Source organism: Burkholderia sp. R-40, from assembly GCF_049942845.1.
Taxonomy (GTDB): Bacteria; Pseudomonadota; Gammaproteobacteria; order Burkholderiales; family Burkholderiaceae; genus Burkholderia; species Burkholderia ambifaria.
This window is the reverse complement of sequence record NZ_CP187967.1, coordinates 102,610-117,840: the sequence shown is the minus strand read 5'-3', so window position 1 is coordinate 117,840 and position 15,231 is coordinate 102,610. Positions and strand designations below refer to the sequence as shown.

At 66.6% G+C, this 15,231-nt stretch carries 16 protein-coding genes; 7 read left to right on the top strand and 9 right to left on the bottom strand.

The genetic code is table 11. From position 1 onward, the window contains the following. Positions 1-43: 43 nt before the first annotated feature. On the top strand, positions 44-457 hold the full coding sequence (locus tag ACP26O_RS00535) for a hypothetical protein (RefSeq protein ID WP_175665478.1): 414 nt from the start codon (positions 44-46) through the stop codon (positions 455-457). Positions 458-976: 519 nt separating this feature from the next. On the opposite strand, the gene ACP26O_RS00530 is transcribed toward ACP26O_RS00535, so the two are convergent. The 6 genes from ACP26O_RS00530 to ACP26O_RS00505 form a co-directional block, all read right to left on the bottom strand. Next, entirely contained in the window at positions 977-1,951 is a 975-nt protein-coding gene (locus ACP26O_RS00530; protein ID WP_164714849.1) for a branched-chain amino acid ABC transporter permease, read from the bottom strand. Next, positions 1,951-2,835: a branched-chain amino acid ABC transporter permease gene (locus ACP26O_RS00525; protein ID WP_011655604.1), complete on the bottom strand. Its 885-nt coding sequence runs from the start codon at positions 2,833-2,835 to the stop codon at positions 1,951-1,953. Before ACP26O_RS00525 ends, ACP26O_RS00530 begins: the two co-directional genes overlap by 1 nt. 120 nt (positions 2,836-2,955) lie before the next feature. Beyond that, a complete protein-coding gene (locus ACP26O_RS00520; RefSeq protein ID WP_012362755.1) occupies positions 2,956-4,155 on the bottom strand; it encodes an ABC transporter substrate-binding protein in 1,200 nt (399 codons plus the stop codon). Positions 4,156-4,232: 77 nt separating this feature from the next. Continuing rightward, a complete protein-coding gene (locus ACP26O_RS00515) occupies positions 4,233-4,988 on the bottom strand; it encodes an ABC transporter ATP-binding protein (RefSeq protein ID WP_011655602.1) in 756 nt (251 codons plus the stop codon). After that, positions 4,985-5,764 carry an ABC transporter ATP-binding protein gene (locus tag ACP26O_RS00510; RefSeq protein ID WP_011655601.1) on the bottom strand — a complete coding sequence of 260 codons (780 nt, stop codon included), beginning with the start codon at positions 5,762-5,764 and terminating at the stop codon, positions 4,985-4,987. The genes ACP26O_RS00515 and ACP26O_RS00510 overlap by 4 nt, the downstream gene beginning before the upstream one ends. Positions 5,765-6,186: 422 nt before the next feature. Beyond that, positions 6,187-7,872, bottom strand: a complete 1,686-nt coding sequence (locus ACP26O_RS00505) for a GMC family oxidoreductase (RefSeq protein WP_175665559.1) — start codon at positions 7,870-7,872, stop codon at positions 6,187-6,189. Between the two features lie 173 nt (positions 7,873-8,045). On the opposite strand from ACP26O_RS00505, the gene ACP26O_RS00500 reads away from it, so the two are divergent. Continuing rightward, the gene (locus tag ACP26O_RS00500) at positions 8,046-8,945 is read left to right on the top strand and encodes a LysR family transcriptional regulator (RefSeq protein ID WP_175661319.1); all 900 of its coding nucleotides are present in this window, start codon (positions 8,046-8,048) and stop codon (positions 8,943-8,945) included. A gap of 195 nt (positions 8,946-9,140) precedes the next feature. Then, positions 9,141-9,674: a class IV adenylate cyclase gene (locus tag ACP26O_RS00495; protein WP_006751335.1), complete on the top strand. Its 534-nt coding sequence runs from the start codon at positions 9,141-9,143 to the stop codon at positions 9,672-9,674. Between the two features lie 54 nt (positions 9,675-9,728). Here ACP26O_RS00495 and ACP26O_RS00490 read toward each other — a convergent pair whose 3' ends face one another. Then, the gene (locus ACP26O_RS00490) at positions 9,729-10,214 is read right to left on the bottom strand and encodes an Lrp/AsnC family transcriptional regulator (RefSeq protein WP_006408082.1); all 486 of its coding nucleotides are present in this window, start codon (positions 10,212-10,214) and stop codon (positions 9,729-9,731) included. Positions 10,215-10,320: 106 nt separating this feature from the next. Between ACP26O_RS00490 and phhA the strand changes: the two genes are divergently transcribed. Further along, positions 10,321-11,247: a phenylalanine 4-monooxygenase gene (gene phhA, locus ACP26O_RS00485; protein WP_175665560.1), complete on the top strand. Its 927-nt coding sequence runs from the start codon at positions 10,321-10,323 to the stop codon at positions 11,245-11,247. Between the two features lie 178 nt (positions 11,248-11,425). After that, the gene (locus ACP26O_RS00480) at positions 11,426-11,734 is read left to right on the top strand and encodes a 4a-hydroxytetrahydrobiopterin dehydratase (RefSeq protein WP_175665561.1); all 309 of its coding nucleotides are present in this window, start codon (positions 11,426-11,428) and stop codon (positions 11,732-11,734) included. 97 nt (positions 11,735-11,831) lie between these two features. On the opposite strand, the gene ACP26O_RS00475 is transcribed toward ACP26O_RS00480, so the two are convergent. Then, a complete protein-coding gene (locus tag ACP26O_RS00475) occupies positions 11,832-12,062 on the bottom strand; it encodes a DUF3717 domain-containing protein (RefSeq protein ID WP_041491056.1) in 231 nt (76 codons plus the stop codon). Positions 12,063-12,184: 122 nt separating this feature from the next. Here ACP26O_RS00475 and ACP26O_RS00470 point away from each other — a divergent pair, with 122 nt between their 5' ends. Next, positions 12,185-12,877: a response regulator gene (locus ACP26O_RS00470; protein ID WP_006401494.1), complete on the top strand. Its 693-nt coding sequence runs from the start codon at positions 12,185-12,187 to the stop codon at positions 12,875-12,877. 116 nt (positions 12,878-12,993) lie between these two features. Further along, positions 12,994-14,478, top strand: a complete 1,485-nt coding sequence (locus ACP26O_RS00465; protein ID WP_105830761.1) for a sensor histidine kinase — start codon at positions 12,994-12,996, stop codon at positions 14,476-14,478. A 91-nt stretch (positions 14,479-14,569) separates the two neighbouring features. Here the strand turns inward: ACP26O_RS00465 and ACP26O_RS00460 are convergent, their stop codons facing one another. Beyond that, on the bottom strand, positions 14,570-15,100 hold the full coding sequence (locus ACP26O_RS00460) for an SET domain-containing protein (RefSeq protein ID WP_175665562.1): 531 nt from the start codon (positions 15,098-15,100) through the stop codon (positions 14,570-14,572). Between the last annotated feature and the right edge of the window lie 131 nt (positions 15,101-15,231).

Sequence of the window (15,231 nt, the reverse complement as noted above, 5' to 3'; positions counted from 1 at the left end):
CGTGCGCCGCCGCGCATTCCGAAGCGGTCGTTCGACCGTCACGATGCGCGGCAGCAATGTCGTCAGGATGAAGCAAGCACGGAAAGGCGGCTTGGCGGGAAAGGCGATCGATGCGCACGCAACGATCGTCGGCAGATCGACCGGCCAAAGCGAATTCGGCCACGCGCGCGGGCGGCGCAAGATCGGAAGCGCGGCAGTTCATGTGGATGCGAACGCAACGACCGGAGAAAGAGCCGTGCCGGCCAATCGCGCCGGAGCGCGCATACCGGCCGCAGAACGGCTCGCGAAAGCGCGGGCATACCCATGCGCTCCCCACCCCGTACGAGCGGCGCCAGCCGCCCGTCGTGCCCCGATCCATCGTCCTGCGCTTCTCATCCAACCGTACTCCCTCTTCTGCATTTTGCTTGTAGGAGAACTGCCGACCGATTTTCCCGACCGCGCGGTCGGCGAAAGCTGAGTGTAACGGACGCTTTTTGCGCACGCCAACCGGGTAAGCCCGGACGGCATGCACGCGGCTGCCCGCCAGTGGCGATCGACCGGCAGGCATGACGAAAACGGGAGGACGGGGTGAAACTGAAACGCGCGCAGTGCGAAGCCGAATATGGGCGCGCGGAACGCGGCGCCGCTTCCCTGCACCATCGAGGGAAATTCGCGCACACAAATGAAAAAGCGCTGTTGGATTCCGTCCAACAGCGCTTTGGGGTCCGGGCACTTTGTGCCTCGATTGTCTCCTCGTTCTCCACCTGCAAATTCGTTTCGCGGTGCATCAGAACTGAACGAAGATTAAAGGACCTTTCATGCCGGGACAACTTAGCATTTACCCCTATGGTGCATCGCCGCACGAAAATGGGGCACCAGCGCTGCCGCACGGGGCCGGCCGGAGGCCGCCGAAACGCCCTTTCCGGCCACGCCGGATGGTGCTTCGCATCAACCTCGCACCCACCTCGGAGCAATCCGCCGCACCGGCGCGATGCACTCAGGACGGCCTGAGCGTCTTGACCCGCGCGACCATCTCGCCGACGATCCCGCGCCGGAATGCCAGCACGCACGCGATGAAGATCAGCCCCGTGACGATCGTCGTCGATTCGCCGAGCGAGTGGAACCAGCCGATGCCGGTGACCGACGCGAGCCATTCGCCGATGTCGCCGAGCCGATCCTCCAGCGCGACGATCAGCGCCGCGCCGAGCAACGGCCCGAACAGCGTGCCCATCCCGCCGACGAGCGTCATCAGCACGACGAGGCCCGACATCGTCCAGTGCGCGTCGGACAGCGTCTCGAAGCCGAGCACCAGCACCTTCAGCGAACCGGCCAGCCCCGCGAGCCCGGCCGACAGGATGAACGCGAGCAGCTTGAAGCGGTCGGTGTCGTAGCCGAGCGAGATCGCCCGCGCCTCGTTCTCCTTGATCGCGACGAGCACCTGGCCGAATGGCGAGTGCACGATACGCACGATGAACGCGCACGCCGCCACGATCACCGCGAGCACGACGTAGTAGAGCGCGACGTCGTTCGACAGGTCGACGAGCCCGAACAGGTGTCCGCGCGGCACGCCCTGCAGGCCGTCCTCGCCGCGCGTGAACGGCGCCTGCAGGTAGATGAAGTAGACCATCTGCGCGAACGCGAGCGTGATCATCGCGAAGTAGATGCCCTGCCGCCGGATCGCGAACAGCCCGACGACGAGCCCGAGCAGCGTCGCGGCGAACGTGCCGACGAGCACGCCGAGCTCCGGCGTGAAGCCGAGCGTCTGGATCATATAACCGGTGCCGTAGCCGGCGGTCGCGAGGAACATCGCATGGCCGAACGACAGCAGCCCCGTATAGCCGATCAGCAGGTTGAACGCGGCCGCGAACAGCGCGAACGTGAGCACCTTCATCACGAAGACCGGATACGCGCCGATGAACGGCGCGGCGAGCAGTGCGGCGAGCAGCACGCCGTAGAGCACTTTTCTCTGCATCATTTTTCCTTGCCGAACAGGCCCGCCGGGCGGATCAGCAGCACGATCGCCATGATCACGAACACGACCGTGGCCGACGCTTCCGGATAGAACACGCGCGTGAAGCCCTCGATCACGCCGAGCATCAGCCCCGTGATGATCGAGCCGAGAATCGAGCCCATCCCGCCGATCACGACCACCGCGAACACGGTGATGATCATCGGCTGACCCATCAGCGGCGACACCTGGATCACCGGCGCGGCGAGCACGCCGGCAAACGCCGCGAGCGCGACGCCGAAGCCGTAGGTGAGCGTGATCATCATCGGCACGTTCACGCCGAACGCCTCGACGAGCTTCGGGTTCTCGGTACCGGCACGCAGATAGGCGCCCAGGCGCGTCTTCTCGATCACGAACCAGGTCGCGAGACACACCGCGAGCGACGCGACGACCACCCACGCGCGGTAGTTCGGCAGGAACATGAAGCCGAGATTGGTCGCGCCGGACAACTGCGACGGCACGTCGTACGGCTGGCCGGACGAGCCGTAGACCGAGCGGAACACGCCTTCGACGACGAGCGTGAGGCCGAACGTGAGCAACAGCCCGTACAGGTGATCGAGCTTGTACAGCCAGCGCAGCATCGACCGCTCGACCAGGATCCCGAACGCACCGACGAGCAGCGGCGCGAGCGCGAGCATCGCCCAATATGGCAACCCGAGGTACGACAGCCCCATCCATGCGAGCATCGCGCCCAGCATGAACAGCGCGCCGTGCGCGAAGTTGATCACGTTGAGCAGCCCGAAGATCACCGCGAGCCCGAGGCTCAGGATCGCGTAGAACGAGCCGTTGACGAGCCCGAGCAGCAACTGGCTCAGCATCGCCGGCAACGGAATGCCAAAGATTTCCATCGACTTAGCCGTCAGTATGAGTTTCGTTGCGTGCGCAACCTTCAAGCCGCGGCGCACGCGGGCGGCGCGGCGAGTACCTCGCCGCGGCCGCCGCCCCGCTGCTGCGTCGCTACGTCGCGCTTACTTCCACAGCGCGCAGCGCGATTCCTTCTTGGTGCCGAACGCCTGGTCGCCCGGAATCGTCGCGAGCACCTTGTAGTAGTCCCACGGCTCCTTCGACTCCGACGGCTTCTTCACTTCCATCAGGTACATATCGTGAATCATGCTGCCGTCCTGGCGGATCGCGCCCTTCGCGTAGAAGTCGTTGATCTTCATCTTCTTCAGCTCGGCCATCACCTTGTCGGAGTCGGTCGTGCCGGCGGCCTGCACGGCCTTCAGGTAGGTCGTCACCGACGAGTAGTCGGCCGCCTGCAGGCTCGACGGCATCTTCTTCATCTTGCCGAAGTAGCGCTGCGCCCACTGGCGCGACGCCGCATCGCGGTTCCAGTACCAGCTGTCGGTCAGCACGAGGCCCTGCGTCGTTTCGAGGCCGAGGCTGTGCACGTCGTTGATGAACATCAGCAGCCCGGCGAGCTTCATCGTCTTCGTGATGCCGAATTCCTTCGCGGCCTTGATCGAGTTGATCGTGTCGCCGCCCGCGTTCGCGAGGCCCAGGATCTGCGCCTTCGACGATTGCGCCTGCAGCAGGAACGACGAGAAATCCGACGCGGACAGCGGGTGGCGCACCGTGCCGAGTACCTGGCCGCCATTCGCCTTCACGACGTCGGACGTGTTCTTCTCGAGCGCCTTGCCGAACGCGTAGTCGGCGGTCAGGAAGAACCACGTCTTGCCGCCCTGCTTCACCACCGCAGAGCCGGTGCCTTTCGCGAGCGCCATCGTGTCGTACGCATAGTGCACCGTGTACGGCGTGCACTCCTCGTTCGTCAGCGTGTCCGCGCCCGCACCGATGTTGATGTAGACCTTCTTCTTCTCCGCGGCGAGCTTGGCCATCGCCAGCGCCGTTCCCGAATTCGTGCCGCCGACGAGCAGGTCGAGCCCGCCGCGGTCGATCCATTCGCGCGCCTTCGACGCGGCAATGTCCGCCTTGTTCTGGTGATCCGCGTACACGACCTCGATCGGCTTGCCGAGCACCTTGCCGCCGAAGTCGGCGACCGCCATGCGGATCGCCTCGAGGCCGCCCTGACCGTCAATGTCCGCATACAGCCCCGACATGTCGGTGACGAAACCGATCTTCACGGTATCCGCGGCATGCGCGGCGCCGGCGGTGAACGCGGCGGTCGCGAGCGCGAGACAGGCCTGCGCGAGGGTCTTCATTTTCATTGACGTCTCCTGTTGTTCTGATGCGTTGTGGTTATTCGAGAGCCGCCACGGCTAGCGGCAAGGGAAACGGGGCGGCGTCACACCCCAAGCAGGTCGTGAAGGATCGGCATCTTGCCTTCCAGTTCGGATGCACGGAAATGCTCGACGATGCGGCCATGCTCCATCACGTAGAAGCGATCGGCGAGCGGCGCGGCAAAGCGGAAATTCTGCTCGACCATCACGACCGTGTAGCCGCGCGCCTTCAGCGCGATGATCATGCGCGCGAGTGCCTGCACGATCACCGGCGCGAGGCCTTCGGAGATTTCGTCGAGCAGCAGCAGGTTCGCGCCGGTGCGCAGGATCCGCGCCACCGCGAGCATCTGCTGCTCGCCGCCGGACAGCCGCGTGCCTTGGCTCTGCCGGCGCGACGCGAGATTCGGGAACATCGCGTAGATCTCGTCGAGCGGCATCGCATGCTCGCGCGGCCCGATCAGCGGCGGCAGCATCAGGTTCTCCTCGCACGACAGGCTCGAGAAGATCCCGCGCTCCTCCGGACAATAGCCGACGCCGAAATGCGCGATGCGGTGCGTCGCGAGGCCGATCGTCTCGTTGCCCGCGACCTTGATCGACCCGCTGCGGCGGCCGGTGAGGCCCATGATCGCGCGCAGCGTCGTGGTGCGGCCCGCGCCGTTGCGGCCGAGCAGCGTCACGACCTCGCCGCGATGAACGCTCAGGTCGACGCCGTGCAATATGTGGGATTCCCCGTACCAGGCCTCGAGGCCCGTGATCTCCAGCGCGGGCGTGCCGCTCTCGACGCCGCTCAATTCGCGTTCCTCCCGTTCGCTGCGCTTCATGCGTGCGCCCCCGCGAGCGCCGCGTCGGCGCTGCCCATGTAGGCTTCGATCACGAGCGGATTCTTCGATACCTCCGCATACGAGCCTTCGGCCAGCACCTCGCCGCGCTGCAGGACGGTGATCGTGTCGGAGATGCCGGCGATCACGTTCATGTTGTGCTCGACCATCAGGATCGTGCGGCCGCTCGCGACCTTCTTGATCAGCGCGGTCACGCGGTCCACATCTTCGTGGCCCATCCCTTGCGTGGGCTCGTCGAGCAGCATCAGTTCGGGTTCCATCGCGAGCGTCGTCGCGATCTCGAGCGCGCGCTTGCGGCCGTATGCGAGCTCGACGGTCGGCACGTGCGCGAAATCGGTGAGGCCGACCTGCGTGAGCAGGTCCATCGCGCGATCGTCGAGCCGCTTCAGCGTGCGCTCGCTGCGCCAGAAATGGAATTCGGTGCCGAGCGAACGCTGCAGGCCGATGCGCACGTTCTGCAGCGCGCTCAGGTGCGGGAATACCGCCGAGATCTGGAATGAACGGATGATGCCGCGGCGCGCGACCTGCGCCGGGCGCTCGTCGGTGATGTCGATGCCGTTGAAGACGATCTGACCGGCCGTCGGTGTCAGGAACTTGGTCAGCAGGTTGAAGCAGGTGGTCTTGCCTGCGCCGTTCGGTCCGATCAACGCATGGATCGCACCGCGGCGCACACGCAGGTTGACACCGTTCACGGCGGTGAAGCCCCTGAATTCCTTCGTCAGTCCGCGTGTTTCGAGAATCGTGTCGCCGAGAATCATGTTCCCTTCCGTACGAAGTCAGGCGAACCACCGGGAAGATTCGCGCAAGCGACCGCGAACAGGTCTGCGGATGAGCGGGCTGTCCCCGGACGCCGTATTACGCATCGAGGGTGGTCTCCCGCGCCGACGCGTCTGCATATTGCGCCACATTGTCGCCCCGTTGGTGCAGTGCAATCATCGGGATTTGCACTTATAGGGCTGGCCGCCATATCCGATGCGGCGCTTCGCGAATTTGCGGCGTGTTTTTTTGACACGCGCATCGTCGGTGCGCGCATGCGCATCGCGCGTGCCTGCGCGAACGCACGCACACTGTGCACGTTTATCTCACCAATCCGGTGCGATCCGCTCGCTTCGGCTTGCTTCGCATAGCGAATCAGCGGGCGACTGGATGACGGCCCGCTGTCGTGGATGTCAGCGTGGTGTCACGCAGCCGTCACCACCGCTTCCGTTCGCGCGTGTGTCGCTTCGTGCGCCGCGCGTCGATCGGCGCGGATCATGTCGCTCGCGCGCTCGGCGATCATCAGCGTCGGCGAATTCGTGTTGCCGGACGTGATGAACGGCATCACCGATGCATCGACGATCCGCAGCCCCGCGACGCCACGCACGCGCAGCCGACTGTCGACGACGGCCCGTTCGTCGTCCGCGCGCCCCATCCGGCACGTGCCGACCGGATGGAAGATCGTGGTGCCGATCGCGCCCGCCGCATCGATCAGTTCGGCTTCGGTCCGATACTGCGTGCCCGGCAGGATCTCCTCCGGACGATAGCGCGCGAGCGCCGGCGCGGATGCGATCCGGCGCGTGAGACGCAGCGCGTTCGCAGCGACATGACGATCGTGGTCGGTCGACAGGTAGTTAGGCGCGATCGACGGCGCGACGCCCGCATCGGGGCTCGCGATGTGCACGCTGCCGCGCGAGCTCGGCCGCAGATGGCAGACGGACGCCGTAAAGGCGTTGAACCCGTGCAGCGGCTCGCCGAAGCGTTCGAGCGACAGCGGCTGCACGTGATATTCGAGATCGGGGCGCGTGAGCGCGGGATCGTCCGGATCGGACTTCGCGAACGCGCCGAGCTGCGACGGCGCCATCGACATCGGCCCGCGCTGCAGCAGCGCATATTCGGCGCCGATCATCAGCTTGCCCCACCAGTGCGCGGACAGCGTGTTGAGCGTGCGCACGCCATCGACGCGAAACGCCATGCGCAACTGCAGGTGATCCTGCAGGTTCTCGCCAACACCAGGCAGATCCTGTACGACGTCGATGCCGAGCGCCTGCAATCGTGCGCCCGCACCGATGCCGGATAGTTCGAGCAGCTGCGGCGAATTCACCGCGCCGGAAGTCAGCAGCACTTCGGCGCGCGCGTGCGCGACGTAGTGGGTGCCGCCGCCGCGATACTCGACGCCGACCGCGCGCCGACCGTCGAAGATCACGCGCTGCGCGTGCGCGCCGGTGATCACGGTCAGGTTCGGGCGCGTCATCGCGGGCCTCAGGAACGCCTTCGACGTATTCCAGCGCACGCCGCGCTTCTGGTTCACCTCGAAATAGCCGACGCCAGTGTTGTCGCCGCGGTTGAAATCGTCGGTCGCGGGGATGCCCGTCTGCTGCGCGGCCTGCGCGAACGATTCGAGGATCTCCCAGCGCAGCCGCTGCTTCTCGACGCGCCAGTAGCCGCCCGCGCCGTGCGCATCGCTCGCGCCCGCGTGGTGGTCTTCGCTGCGCTTGAAGATCGGCAGCACGCTGTCCCACGACCAGCCGGCGTCGCCGGTTTCCTGCGCCCAGCTGTCGTAATCCTCGCGCTGGCCGCGCATGTAGATCATCCCGTTGATCGACGAGCAGCCGCCGAGCACGCGGCCGCGCGGATACGACAGCGCGCGGCCGTTGAGCGCCGCCTCCGGCTGCGTCTTGTACAGCCAGTCGGTGCGCGGATTGCCGATGCAGTACAGATAGCCGACCGGGATGTGGATCCAGTGATAGTCGTCCTTGCCGCCGGCCTCGAGCAGCAGCACGCGGATCTCGGGATCCTCGGTCAGGCGGTTCGCGAGCACGCAGCCCGCGGTGCCCGCGCCGACGATCACGTAATCGAATTCGCCCTCGAGCGTACGTTGAGTACTCACGACATGTCTCCTTACGTCTTCTTCCTTGTTGTACGCCGTGCAGCACACTCGCGCACGTCGTTTTCAGCATGGTGCGCCGCGGGCGACGCGATCGATGAAGCGTACTCGCGCCCCGGCCGTCGATCCAATGAGTTATGCTGAACTGCGTTATAAGCTGCGCTCATATCACGACGATGGATCTCACCCTGCTCCGCGCGTTCGCGACGGTCGCCCGCGAAGGCAACCTGACGCGCGCGGCCGTGCAGCTGCACCTGACGCAGCCGGCGGTCAGCCTGCAGATCAAGCATCTGCAGGAAACGCTCGGCATTACGCTGTTTACACGCACGTCGCGCGGGCTCGCGCTCACGCGCGACGGCCAGACGCTGCTGCCGCACGCGGAGCGCGCGCTCGCCGCGGCCGCCGACGTGCAGCGCGCCGCTGCCGCGCTGCGCCATGAAGTGCGCGGCCGGCTGCGGATCGGCACGATCCTCGATCCGGGCTTCCTGCGGCTCGGCGGCTTCCTGCGCGCGCTGGTCGAAACCCATCCGCAGATCGAGACGGCGCTGCGGCACGGGATGTCGGGCTGGGTACTCGAGCAGGTGCGGGCGCAGGCGCTCGACGTCGGCTACTACATCGGCCGGCCCGGCGAGGACGATCCCCGCGACGACACGCTGTTCCATACCGTCACGCTCACGCATTTCCAGTATCGCGTACTCGCGCCGGCCGGCTGGAAGGAGCGTGTGCAGCGAGCGCACGACTGGCGTGCGCTCGCCGCGCTGCCGTGGATCTGGACGCCGCCCGCGTCCGCCCATCACCGGCTGCTGTCGCGGCGCTTCGCGGCGGCCGGCGCGCAGCCGGTCAAGGTTGCCGAGGTCGATCAGGAGCAGTCGATGCTCGACCTGGTCAAATCCGGGATCGGCTTGACGCTCGCGCGCGACTCGACCGCGCTGGCCGAAGCGCATGCGCATGCGCTGACGATCGTCGAACGCGTGACGGTGCCCACCGAGCTGACGTTCGTGACGCTCGCCGAGCGGCGCGACGAACCGGCGATCGCGGCCGCGCTGCGGCTGATCGAGGCCCAATGGGCGATATGAGGGCGGCTGATGTCGATGCGGCCGCTCGTGCATCGGGCTTCCGAGCCTGATCCGCCGCCTGATTGCCGCCGCGCCCGAATCCACCCGCCCCGCGTCGTGTCGCCGCGTCCCGGTGGCGCGTCACGCCACCATCGCGGGCTTTTTGCTAGATTGTGCGTTCGCAAACCGCGAGATCCATGATTGAAGGAGACCCGCATGGCCCGCAACATCGAGATCAAAGCCCGCGCCCGTGAATTCGACCGGCTGCGCGAACAGGCGGCTACGCTCGCGACCGAAGCACCGCTTTTCTACCGCCAGCAGGATTTCTTCTACGACGTGCCGCGCGGCCGGCTGAAGCTGCGCCGCTTCGAGGACGGCACGCCGGCCGAACTGATCTTCTATCAGCGCGACGACCGCGACGGCCCGAAGGCGTCGTACTACACGCGCAGCCCGGTGACGAACCCGGACGCGATGCACTCGCTGCTCGCGACCGCACTGACCACGCGCGGGATCGTGACGAAGGAACGGCACGTGTACCTCGTCGGCCGCACGCGGATTCACCTCGACCGCGTCGACGGCCTCGGCGACTTCATCGAACTGGAAGTGGTGCTCGGCCCCGACGACGACGAAGCCGGCGGCGAAGCCGAAGCGCATGACGTATTCGCCAAGCTCGGCGTGGCGCAGGACGATCTCGTCGCGGTCGCGTACGTCGACCTGCTGAACGCCGACGCGCAATCCGAAGCGGCCTGATCGGTCCCTATCCGCGGCGGGATCCGGCATCCCGCCCGCGGCCCGGCGGCCGCCTCATGCGGCGCCGGGCGCCAGATGCGCGAGCGGCAGTGCGCCGTTGCGCTTGAAGGTCGTCAGCACGATGTTCGAGCGCACGCTGTCGACGCCCGGCACGCGCATCAGCTTCTTCATCACGAACTGCGACAGCGCGTTGAGATCCGGCGCGACGATCCGCAGCAGATAGTCGGCGTCGCCGACCACCGCATGGCATTCGAGCACCTCGGGCAGCACGTCGATCTGCTGCTGGAACTGCTCGATGATCGAATCGCCGTGGTGCTTGAGCTTCAGGCTCGTGAACGCGGTGACGCCGAGCCCGAGCTTTTCGGGGCGCAACATCACGCGGTAGCCTTCGATCACGCCGGCCGCCTCGAGCCGCTGCAGCCGCCGGCCGATCTGCGACGGCGACAGCGGCACCTCCTCGCCGAGCTGCTGGTGCGTCGCGCGGCCGAAGCGCTGCAGCACGTCGAGAAGCGCGAGATCGAAGTGATCGAGTTCCAGCATGAGCATACTCCGCATTGATTCGTGTTTTGATGCGTGATTATCGCATCAACCCGCGAATTCACGCCATCTTTGCGCCCATTCCGCACGTCGCCCGCTCTACACTTGCATGGTTCCCAACCACAGCGTGCAGAGCCTGATCATGTCCACCGTCGTCACCGCGAAACTGCAGGAGCAGTTCGACGCGGGCCTCGAAACCCGCGCCGATTTCACCATCGACCAGCCGCTCGAACGCTACGGCCAGGTCGACCACGCGGTGTGGCAGCAGCTCTATGCGCGCCAGTCGGCGCTGCTGCGCGGACGCGCATGCGATGCGTTCGTCGCCGGCCTCGGGAAGATCGACCTGCCGGCCGACCGCGTGCCGTCGTTCGCCGACGTGAACCGCCAGTTGAAGCGGGCAACCGGCTGGGAGATCGTCGCGGTGCCGGGCCTCGTGCCCGATCGCGTGTTCTTCGAGCACCTCGCGCACCGGCGGTTTCCGGTCACCTGGTGGATGCGCCGCCCGGACCAGCTCGACTACCTGCAGGAACCCGACTGCTTCCATGACCTGTTCGGCCACGTGCCGCTCCTGATCGAGCCGGTGTTCGCCGACTACATGCAGGCTTATGGCCGCACCGCGCTCGCGGTCGCCGACGACGAAGCGGCGCTCGCGCGGCTGGCGCGCCTCTACTGGTATACGGTGGAATTCGGGCTGATTCGCGACCCGAACGGCACGAACGGGCTGTCGATCTACGGCGCCGGGATCGTGTCGAGCAAGGGCGAGAGCCTGTACAGCCTCGAAAGCGCGGCGCCGAACCGGCTCGGCTTCGATCTGGAGCGCGTGATGCGCACGCAGTACCGGATCGACACGTTCCAGACGACCTATTTCGTGATCGACGATTTCGCGCAGCTGTTCGCGCTCGCCGACGTCGACGGCCGTGCGCTGGCCGACCGGCTGGCCGCGCTGCCGGAGTTCCCGGCCGGCGCGGTGCTCGAGCGCGATCTCGTGCTGCATCGCGGCACGGGCGAAGGCTGGCCGGACGACGCGCGGGCGTAACGCGGCGGGTCACGCCGGCATGATTCGAGCGCCGGCGCCCGCCTGCCTCCGGATGGCCGTCCCCGGATGCCCGTCGCCGGATGCCCGTCGCGCAACTATGAAACAATGACCGGTACCGGCTTTGCCGCGTGGCCTTTGCCCGCGCGCGGGCGCCGCTGGTTACCGAACGAGGTGCAACATGATCCACAAGCTCACATCAGAAGAACGCAAGACCCGGCTCGAAGGGCTGCCGCACTGGACGGCCGTGCCGGGACGCGACGCGATCCAGCGCAGCCTGCGCTTCGCCGATTTCAACGAGGCCTTCGGCTTCATGACGCGTATCGCGATCAAGGCGCAGGAAATGAACCATCATCCGGAATGGTTCAACGTGTACAACCGTGTCGACATCACGCTGTCGACCCACGATGCGCACGGCCTGACCGAGCGCGACATCTCGCTCGCGCAGTTCATCGACCACGTGTGCGCGCACACCGAGCCGGCCTCCTGAGCTTCCCCTGCCGCCGCGCATCCTGCGACGATCGACGCGCGGCGCGTCAACTTTTCATTTTGCTGAACGTTTTCTAGGATGTACTCAGCGAAAGCCTTCAGCTTTCCAAGCCATCCTTAAGGCGCACGTAAGTCTCGTACGCTTTCCGCGCCTTGGGGTCCAAACCTTCCAGTTGCAGCGCGGCTTCGCGCTGTACAATCAGCAGCGCATACGGCTTGGAGAGCGCGCTGGCCTCTTCGCAGAGTTTGAGTTCGTCGCCGCTCGACGGCGAGCGGGCGCGCCAGAAATTGATCGCGGCTTCGAGGTCGTGGATCGAGATATCGGACATGATTGGATGTAATCGTTCGCTGGCCGCCATGCTTGATGTCAGGCGATGCGGCGCCCCTGTGGAAACGGTGTCGTGCTGTCCGCGTGCCTGAACCGCCAACCCATTGTACTTGAGCGAACTTCATGCGACTCCTTCTGATCGAAGACGACCGCCCCATCGCACGCGGTATCCAGAGCAGCCTCGAGCAGGCTGGCTTCACCGTCGACATGGTGCATGACGGCATCTTTGCCGAACAGGCGCTGGCACAGAACCGCCACGAACTCGTGATCCTCGACCTCGGCCTGCCGGGCATCGACGGCATGACGCTGCTCACGCGTTTCCGCCAGACCAACCGCCACACGCCCGTCATCGTGCTGACCGCGCGCGACGAACTGAACGACCGGATCCAGGGCCTGAACTCCGGCGCCGACGACTACATGCTCAAGCCGTTCGAGCCGGCCGAGCTCGAAGCGCGCATCCGCGCGGTGATGCGTCGCAGCGGCCCGCACAGCGACATGCCGCGTCCGGAAGTGTCGCTCGGCGGCGTCCGCCTGTCGGGCGTCGATCGCCGCATCTTCAACGACGACAAGCCGCTCGAACTGTCGCCGCGCGAGTTCGCGGTGCTCGAAATGCTGCTGCTGCGCCACGGCCGCGTCGTCAGCAAGGCCCAGCTGCAGGATCACCTCACGCATTTCGGCGGCGATCTCGGCGACACCGCGATCGAAGTCTACGTGCACCGCGTGCGCAAGAAACTCGAGCAGTGCCGTGTCGAGATCGTCACGGTGCGCGGCTTCGGCTATCTGCTGCAGGAAATCCGCCAGACCGCGAGCGTCTGAGCGGCGCCGCATGCCGGCCGGCCAGGTGCCGCTGGCGCGCCGCCCTGCCCGCGTCGCCGTCCGGCGCACGACCGCGCCGCTCCCCGTGAGCGGCGCTTATCCATTTGCCCGTCGAAATGTCTTCTGATCCGGCTGTCACCACCAGCCTGCGCCGCTCGCTGCTCAGACGCCTCGCCGCGCCGCTGTCGATGCTCGCGCTGATGAGCGGCCTGATTGCCTACTGGCTCGCGTGGCAATACACGCAACACGTGATCGACCGCTCGCTCGCCGATCTCGCGACCGCCATCTCCAAACAGATCCAGATCGCCGGCCCCGACGCGCCGTTCACGGTGCCGCCGCTCGCGCAGGCCATGTTCTCCGATCCGGCCGAGGCGCTGATCTACCGGATCAGCGACGGCGAGGAGGAGCTCGCCGGCGATCCGAAGCTGCCGCTGCGCGGCATCAACGTGCGCCGCATGCATCACGCGTACGTATTCGAGGCCGAGTACGACAACCGCGCGGTGCGGGTCGCGCAGGTGCGCGTCGAGGAAGTCGACGGCGGCCGGCCGATGGTGGTCGAGGTCGCGCAGCCGGTGCGGCACCGCTACCGGATCGCCGCCGAATTCCTCGTCGCGATCATGATGCCGCTGCTGCTGTTGCTGCTGGCGGGCTGGGGCATCGTGTGGCGCGTCGTGAACCAGCAGCTCGGCCCGCTCACGCATCTCGCCGATTCGCTGAACCGGCAGACCCACACGTCGCTGGAGCCGGTCGACGAAACCGACGTGCCGCTCGAAATCCGGCCGCTGACGAGCGCGATGAACGCGCTGCTCGGCCGCCTGAAGACCGCGCTCGACGCGCAGCGCAAGTTCATCGCCGATGCCGCGCACCAGTTGCGCACGCCGCTCACCGCCGTGAAGCTGCATGCCGAGCAGGCCGCCGTCGCGCGCGACCCGCAGCAGACCTACGCCGCGGTGCGCGAACTGCGCGCGGCCGCCGACCGCGCGGTGCGGCTGTCGAACCAGTTGCTGTCGCTCGCACGGGCGGAGCCGGGCGAACAGGCCGCGCGTTTCGTCGACGTCGACCTGGCCGCGATGGCGTTCGAGACGGGTGCCGAGTGGGTGCCGCGCGCGCTCGCGTCGCATGTCGACCTCGGCTTCCAGCGCAGCGACGAACCCGGCGAAGACGAAACGCTGAACGTGCGCGGCAACCCCGTGCTGCTGCGCGAGGTGATCGCGAACCTGCTCGACAATGCGTTGAAATACGTGCCGCTCGCACGGCCTAACGGCGCGCGAATCACGGTGAACGTCGCGCGCGGCGCGCTCGAGGACGGCCAGCCGGCCGCCGAGATCGTCGTCGAGGACAACGGCCCGGGCGTGCCGGCCAGTCAGCAGGCCGACCTGTTCAAGCGCTTTTTCCGCGGCGATGCGCAAAGCGGCAACGGCGTCGAGACGGGCGCGGGGCTGGGGCTCGCGATCGTCCACGACATCATCGCGATGCACGGCGGCACGGTGTCGTACGAGGATGCATCGGAAGGCGGTTCGCGCTTCGTCGTGCGCGTGCCGCTCGCCAAGCGTACCGAGAAGCCGGCGAGCGAAACCCCGGCCGCCGCGCCGACGCATTGAGCCGCGCGGTGCGCGCATCGGGTAGAGAGAAGAACGGCCGCGCGGCGGCCGTCCGATGAAGCCGCCGCGCGCGATGCGCGGCCCGCCCCGGTCACTTCTTCTTTTTCTTGTCCTTCGCGGCGGACTGGGACTTGCCGTCCTTATCCTTCTTCTTCTTTCCCTTCTTGCCGTCGTCGTCCGGTGTGGCAAGCAGCGTGCCGCGGCACGCGTCCGCGCCGCAATGACACGCGTATTCGCGCTTGAGCTTCTTCGTCAGCTTCTCGTCGATCACGAGGCCATAGTCGTAGAACAGCTCTTCTTCCGGCCCGATGTCGCGCAACGCGTGGATGAACACGCGGCCCTTCGTCTCCTCGGCCTCGCAGTTCGGCGCGCACGAATGGTTGATCCAGCGCGCGCTGTTGCCGTCGACCTTGCCGTCGATCACCCCGCCTTCTTCCAGTGCGAAGTAGAACGTATGGTTAGGCTCGCTCGGGTCGTGCGGATGGCGACGCAGCGCTTCCTTCCACGAAATTCGCTCGCCCTTGTATTCCACTACGCGCTCGCCGGCCTTGATCGGCGCCACCGCGAACACGCCCTTGCCGTGTACTCCCGAGCGGCGCACCGCGATCCTGCGTGAACTCATCGAACGAATCCTTGTGAAGACGAATTGAATGGAAGACGGCCGCGCTCACGGCCCAGCGTCGCGCAAAACGAAAACGCGGCACCGGTGGGTGCCGCGTCGGGCCATGCGGCGAATCACCCGCATCCTACACG

Coding starts and splice junctions, on each gene's coding strand:
- ACP26O_RS00535 (WP_175665478.1), top strand. CDS start 44: ATGCGCGGCAGCAATGTCGTCAGGATGAAGCAAGCACGGAAAGGCGGC.
- ACP26O_RS00530 (WP_164714849.1), bottom strand. CDS start 1,951: ATGCAGAGAAAAGTGCTCTACGGCGTGCTGCTCGCCGCACTGCTCGCC.
- ACP26O_RS00525 (WP_011655604.1), bottom strand. CDS start 2,835: ATGGAAATCTTTGGCATTCCGTTGCCGGCGATGCTGAGCCAGTTGCTG.
- ACP26O_RS00520 (WP_012362755.1), bottom strand. CDS start 4,155: ATGAAAATGAAGACCCTCGCGCAGGCCTGTCTCGCGCTCGCGACCGCC.
- ACP26O_RS00515 (WP_011655602.1), bottom strand. CDS start 4,988: ATGAAGCGCAGCGAACGGGAGGAACGCGAATTGAGCGGCGTCGAGAGC.
- ACP26O_RS00510 (WP_011655601.1), bottom strand. CDS start 5,764: ATGATTCTCGGCGACACGATTCTCGAAACACGCGGACTGACGAAGGAA.
- ACP26O_RS00500 (WP_175661319.1), top strand. CDS start 8,046: ATGGATCTCACCCTGCTCCGCGCGTTCGCGACGGTCGCCCGCGAAGGC.
- ACP26O_RS00495 (WP_006751335.1), top strand. CDS start 9,141: ATGGCCCGCAACATCGAGATCAAAGCCCGCGCCCGTGAATTCGACCGG.
- ACP26O_RS00490 (WP_006408082.1), bottom strand. CDS start 10,214: ATGCTGGAACTCGATCACTTCGATCTCGCGCTTCTCGACGTGCTGCAG.
- phhA (WP_175665560.1), top strand. CDS start 10,321: ATGGTTCCCAACCACAGCGTGCAGAGCCTGATCATGTCCACCGTCGTC.
- ACP26O_RS00480 (WP_175665561.1), top strand. CDS start 11,426: ATGATCCACAAGCTCACATCAGAAGAACGCAAGACCCGGCTCGAAGGG.
- ACP26O_RS00475 (WP_041491056.1), bottom strand. CDS start 12,062: ATGTCCGATATCTCGATCCACGACCTCGAAGCCGCGATCAATTTCTGG.
- ACP26O_RS00470 (WP_006401494.1), top strand. CDS start 12,185: ATGCGACTCCTTCTGATCGAAGACGACCGCCCCATCGCACGCGGTATC.
- ACP26O_RS00465 (WP_105830761.1), top strand. CDS start 12,994: ATGTCTTCTGATCCGGCTGTCACCACCAGCCTGCGCCGCTCGCTGCTC.
- ACP26O_RS00460 (WP_175665562.1), bottom strand. CDS start 15,100: ATGAGTTCACGCAGGATCGCGGTGCGCCGCTCGGGAGTACACGGCAAG.